We start from the raw sequence: 5,466 nt of genomic DNA on the forward strand, positions 1-5,466 counted from the left end.
ATCAGGATCAAGAGCACCATGTAGGCGACGTTTGCCCAGTTGGAATTGGTGCGCATCGCTTCCCAAAGCTTGAGGCCGATGCCGCCGGCGCCGACAGCGCCGATGATGGTGGCCGAGCGCGTGTTCGATTCCCAGAAATAGAGCGACTGGCTGATCAGCACCGGCAGCACCTGCGGCACCACGCCATAACGCTGGACCGATGCCGGTGAGGCGCCGACCGAACGCATGCCCTCGCGCTGCTTGTCGTCGATGTTTTCCAGCGCCTCGGAGTAGAGCTTGCCGAAGGTGCCGGTGTCGGTGAAGAAGATCGCCGACATGCCGGCGATGGGGCCGGGGCCGAAGGCGCGGGTGAAAAACAGTGCCCAGATCAGCATGTCGACCGAGCGCAGGAAGTCGAAGAAACGCTTGGCGACCTGGTTGACGAGGCGGTTGCGCGTGATGTTGCGGGCCGCAAGGAAGGCCAGCGGGAAGGCGAGCACGCTGGCAAACAGCGTTCCTACGAAGGCCATGACTATGGTCTGCAAAAGCTTCACCCAGACGTCGCCATGCTGCCATTCGGAGTTGTTGACGATGTTGTCCCAGGCAAGGGCGGCGTTCGACATTTTGGGATCGATGCGCGCGTCAGACATCACCAGCGACAGGACCTCGCTTGTCGACTTGCCCCAGTAGGGTGAGTTGGCGTCGAAGACAAAGTTCTGCCAGCCAAGGAAGCGGTGGCGGATCTTGACGTCGTCGGCGTTGATCTGGACGCTGCCGGCAAAGCCGAAGTCGACCGATATCTTTTCGCCCGGCGCTTTCTGCGTCGCCCAGGCGGGCAGGGTGCCGACGATAGCGATGCTGGTCTCGGGCACGACTGCGACTTCGAGCGTTTCTGTACCGCACGTCACCGTCACGCTGGTCGGAGTGACGTCGATCGTGTTGTTGCGGCCTATATGGGCTCTGACGCGGCTGGCTGATGCCTTGTTGGCGGCAGGAGCTGCGGCGGTCGCTGCGGGCTGGTCGAAACTCAGCCATTCAGGATGCCGGTCGGCACGGTAGGATGAGAAACGCGGATAGCCGATGTCGAGGCGGTCCTGCCTGAAGGTGACCTGCGGCCGGATTTCGTAGCTGACCCAGTCGGCGACATAGGTTCCGGCAATGCCCCAGTTGCCCGCAGCGATCACGGCACCGACGGCGAAGAACCACCAGGCGAAGACGAGATAAGCAACGGTGCCGGCGCCCACCGCCCAGCCTGTCAGGCTCTTGCGCCACGAGCCGGCGAAAAGCTCGGGGTGGCGGTCGGAGATCGCCTGCATTTCGGTCATGGAAAGAGTGGTCATGTCTTAGTTCCCACGGCCGAAGGCAAAGGCCTGCTCGCCGACCAGTTTTTTGCGCAGCCAGGCCGACAACTGGTCGACCGCGACGATGGTGCAGAACAAGAGGAAGATGATGGCCAGCGTCTTGGCTTCGTGATTGCGGCTGATCGACAGGCGCAGCGCTTCGCCGATGCCGCCGCCGCCGACCGCGCCGATAATGGTCGAGGCGCGCACGTTGATTTCGAGCCGCAGCAGCGCGTAGCTCAGGAAGTTGGGCATGACCTGCGGCACGATGCCGAACCAGACCCGCTCGGGCCAATTGCCGCCGACGGCGCGCAGGCCCTCGTCAGCCTTCATGTCGGCATTTTCGACGACCTCGAAGAACAGCTTTCCGAGCGCGCCGATGGTGTGCAGCGACACCGCGATGATCGCCGGGATCGCACCCATCGACAGGATGGCGAGGAAGAAGCCGGCGATGACGATTTCTGGGAAGGCGCGCAGGATTTCGAGGAAGCGGCGCACGAAAAAGCGCAGCCAGCGCTGGGTCACCAGATTGGAGGCAGCGAGGAAACAGAGCAGAAAGCCGAAGGTGAAGCCGATGATCGTGGAGACGAGCGCGATGTTGATCGTTTCCAGCATCTTGTAGGCGTATTCGGGCATGTAGAAGGAGCCGAACAGGGGGACGCGGCCCTCGGGGTAGTCGAATTTCAGGCTGCCGTCGGCATAGGGCGAAGGCAGGTCAAACAGGGCGCGGCCGATCTCATAGGGATCACGCGGCATCAGCTGGTCGGTGAAGTCGAAAAAATGTGGCAGCCGGTCGAAGAACTTGCCGGCATTGCTCTCATTGGCGAACCAGAGCGAGCCCGACAGGGCGACGAACAGCAGGATCAGGCCGCCTATGGTGTGCAGGCGGCGGCGGCTGGCGAGTTCGCGCCAGTGGCGCTCGACCGTCAGGCCAGCTTCCGAGAGGGGCATAGTCATGAATTTTCCTGGTCCCGGATCAAAGAAAGACGCGCCGCGATGGGGACGCGGCGCGTCCATGCTGCCTGAGGGCTTAGCTGCCGATCTGCGCCTTGCGGGCGTCGATGACAGGCTGGTAGAACTCCGGGGTGACTTCGGTGTAGGCCTTGAAGTCGCCGCCCTGGATGGCCGAGAAGCAGGCCGGATCGGTCTGCGGCAGCTTCATCAAATAGTCCTTGAACTTGGTCTTGATGTCAGCGTCGAGCGAGGTGCGCACGACCAGCGGGCCGTTCGGGATCAACGGCGACTTCCAGACTTCGACCAGGTCGTCCATGTCGAGGATGCCCTTGTCGACCATCTTCTTGAGGTTGCCCGAGGTGTAGCCGTCCTTGAACTCGCCGACGCCCGAGCCGAAGGTCGTGCCGGCGTCGAAGGTGCCCTTGAGCACTTCAAGCACCAGGTTTTCATGGCCGCCACCGAAGCCGGTCTCGGCGAAATAGTCCTTCACGGCGGTGCCGCCGAGCGACTTGGGCAGCGAGGTGACCGGGATCAAATAGCCCGAGGTCGAGTCCGGATCGGCAAAGCCGAGCTTCTTGCCCTTGAGGTCTTCGAGCTTGGTGATGCCCGAATCCTTCTTGGCGACCATGATCGAGTAGTAGCCGGTGGCGCCGTCGGTCTGGACGGTGGTCAGGATCGGCTCGACCGCATCCTTGTTCTGCAGGTAGATCTTGGCATAGCCCGACGCGCCGAGCTCGGCGTAGTCGAGCGTGCCGCCGAGCAGGCCCTGGATGGTGCCGTCATAATCGGCCGCCGGGAACAGCGACACCTTTTCGACGCCGAGCACGGCCGGAAGCTGGTCGGCCAGGCACTGGAAGTTGCGCAGGCGGTCGGCTTCGTTTTCGCCACCGATCAGGCCGATGCGGAATTCCTTGAGGTCTGCGGCATGAGCCGAGCCGATCGCCAGGACGGCGAGCGAAACGGCGCTCAAAAGTGCTTTCTTGAACATGACAAGTCTCCAGGTTGGCCCAGCACCTTGCTGGGTCGATTGCAGTTGCTGATTGCAGGCCCTTGACGCGGGCGAGGCGAACGCGAACGGCCTCAGAGCGAAGCGTATGCGGGCTCGAGAGGTGCGGCGGATATCGCAGGCTTCGCCCTTGCCGGGCGGATGCTGGTGGAAGTGATGGCTTCGGAGATTTCGGCGCCATCGTTGTCGGCACCGTAGACCGTGCGCACTGCGTCGCGGTTGAGGTCTTCAGGTGCGCCGTCGAAGACGACCGCGCCGGCGGACATGCCGATGATGCGGTTGCAATAGGTGCGCGCGGTGTCGAGCGTGTGCAGATTGGTGATGACGGTGATGCCTTCGCGCAGGTTGATGTCCTGAAGCGCGTCCATCACCACCTTGGCGTTGAGCGGATCAAGCGAGGCGATCGGCTCGTCGGCGAGGATCAGCTTCGGCTCCTGCATCAAAGCGCGGGCGATGGCGACACGCTGCTGCTGGCCACCGGACAAAGTGCCGGCTGGCTGAAGGGCTGTGCGGGCGATGTCGAGGCGTTCCAGTGCGGCGATCGCCCGGATGCGTTCTTCGCGGGAGAAGATCGAAAGCAGGTTGAGCGCGGTCGAGCGGTGGTTCAGGCGGCCGAGCAACACATTGGTCAAAACGTCGAGGCGCGGCACCAGGTTGAACTGCTGGAAGATCATGGCGCAGTCGCGCTGCCAGCGGCGGAGTGAAGGACCACGCAGCGACGACACTTCGGTGCCGTCGAAGACGATCGAGCCCTGGCTCGGGTCAATCAGGCGGTTGATGGTTTTCAGCAGCGTCGACTTGCCAGCGCCCGAGCGGCCGATGATGCCGACCATCTGGCCCTGCTGGATCTGGAGGTTGACACCGTTGACGGCGACGCTCTTGCCAAAGCGGCGCGTGACGTTGCGGATTTCGAGCATCGTGGTTTCCCTGTCCTGTCAAGGCTTTCGCCCTTTTCAGGCATCGGCCTAGACCCGGGACATGAAGCTGCAATGTCAGGACCATGTCAGTTTTGTTACGATGCACAGGTCGGCGGCCCGCAATTGGCTGTTGATTGCATCCAAATGCGAATTCCCTCCCGTCAGCTTGCCTCCGGTGGCGATGCGATCTCCTTTTGCAGACGCTCGTAGGCGCCTGGACTGAGTGCTCCCGGCGGGCTGTACGGATTGGAAAACGCGTAGATCAAGAACAAGATGATGCCGGTGTAGGCTCCGACAACCGAGAGCAGCATGAGACTGCGCCGCTCGGGCGCGTAGGGGTAGTAACCGAATGCGATCAGGACCACGCCCGACACCGCGGCGAACCAGAACATCACGTTGATGCTGTCGGGACCATGATTGTCGCGCTTCACCCGAACTTCGGCGATCGCCTGCATTTGCCTGAGCATATGATCGCGCAGGCTTGTCTGGCGCCCGGTTGCGGGAACGAGATCGAGCACAGCGCGATAGGCGACGTCCCATTGGTCCCATGCGGTCTATGAAAGCTCGCCGGAGGAACCCAGCTCCGCCCATTCCTGTTTGATCACCACACGCAGATATCCAGATAGCGCCTGCTGGATGGCTAAACCTTGCTCCAAGCCGTAGCGCTCGGCGTCATAATAGACATCGGCGATAGCGTCGGCTTCGGTGGCGCTATCGTTTTTGAGCTGCTGGTATTCGATCATTTCCTGCGCGAAGACCAGCGCAAGGATCAGCCCGTGCAAAGCGGCGATACGCACGACGACGGACGATGCCAGTTCGTGGTCCTTGCCTTCGGGGTCGCCACCGGTGATGAACCGCATGGCCAGATAGGAGCCCAGCGTCAGGAGGATCGTCCCGCCTATGAAGGCGGTTCCGAGAATCGTGCTGCCGATCATCYGCATCGTCCAACAGTCGTTCGGGGCGCAAGGTTGGCGGCAGTGTATCGGCAATTCCAGGAAACGCCGAGATGCCTGAATTGATGAGATGTCGCAGTGCCGAGAAAAAAATGCAACAAGCCCTGACACTACACTTGTTAGTCATTATATGAGGGCTGACGTCACTTTGAGGAACCGCTGATGAAAATGTCCCGAACGACCCGATTTGCCACGCTTTTCRCAGGGTTGTTCCTTGCATTCTCCATGGTCGCCGTCGACCAGGCCGACGCCCGCCGGGGCGGCAGCTTCGGCAGCCGTGGCGCGCGCACCTTCCAGTCGGCGCCTCCGACCCGCAC

The 5,466-nt window shown here is 62.1% G+C and carries 4 protein-coding genes and 1 pseudogene; all 5 read right to left on the reverse strand.

Features of this window, described 5'->3' with window-relative positions; translation table 11 throughout:
• A partial coding sequence (gene phnE, locus AC1DUU_RS21595) for a phosphonate ABC transporter, permease protein PhnE (RefSeq protein ID WP_476785439.1) occupies window positions 1–1,319 on the reverse strand: 1,319 nt, incomplete at its 3' end.
• A gap of 3 nt (window positions 1,320–1,322) precedes the next feature.
• Window positions 1,323–2,276, reverse strand: a complete 954-nt coding sequence (phnE, locus tag AC1DUU_RS21600; protein ID WP_476785440.1) for a phosphonate ABC transporter, permease protein PhnE — start codon at window positions 2,274–2,276, stop codon at window positions 1,323–1,325.
• A 73-nt stretch (window positions 2,277–2,349) separates the two neighbouring features.
• A complete protein-coding gene (gene phnD / locus AC1DUU_RS21605) occupies window positions 2,350–3,261 on the reverse strand; it encodes a phosphonate ABC transporter substrate-binding protein (protein WP_476785441.1) in 912 nt (303 codons plus the stop codon).
• 92 nt (window positions 3,262–3,353) lie between these two features.
• Window positions 3,354–4,196 carry a phosphonate ABC transporter ATP-binding protein gene (gene phnC, locus AC1DUU_RS21610; protein WP_476785442.1) on the reverse strand — a complete coding sequence of 281 codons (843 nt, stop codon included), beginning with the start codon at window positions 4,194–4,196 and terminating at the stop codon, window positions 3,354–3,356.
• A 161-nt stretch (window positions 4,197–4,357) separates the two neighbouring features.
• A pseudogene (locus tag AC1DUU_RS21615) lies at window positions 4,358–5,137 on the reverse strand (bestrophin-like domain).
• Window positions 5,138–5,466 lie beyond the last annotated feature (329 nt).

The organism is Aminobacter sp. P4_H6_2 (genome assembly GCF_056400805.1).

Bases quoted from the DNA above. Each gene is read 5' to 3' on its own strand.
- phnE (WP_476785440.1), bottom strand. From the start codon at position 2,276: ATGACTATGCCCCTCTCGGAAGCTGGCCTGACGGTCGAGCGCCACTGG.
- phnD (WP_476785441.1), bottom strand. From the start codon at position 3,261: ATGTTCAAGAAAGCACTTTTGAGCGCCGTTTCGCTCGCCGTCCTGGCG.
- phnC (WP_476785442.1), bottom strand. From the start codon at position 4,196: ATGCTCGAAATCCGCAACGTCACGCGCCGCTTTGGCAAGAGCGTCGCC.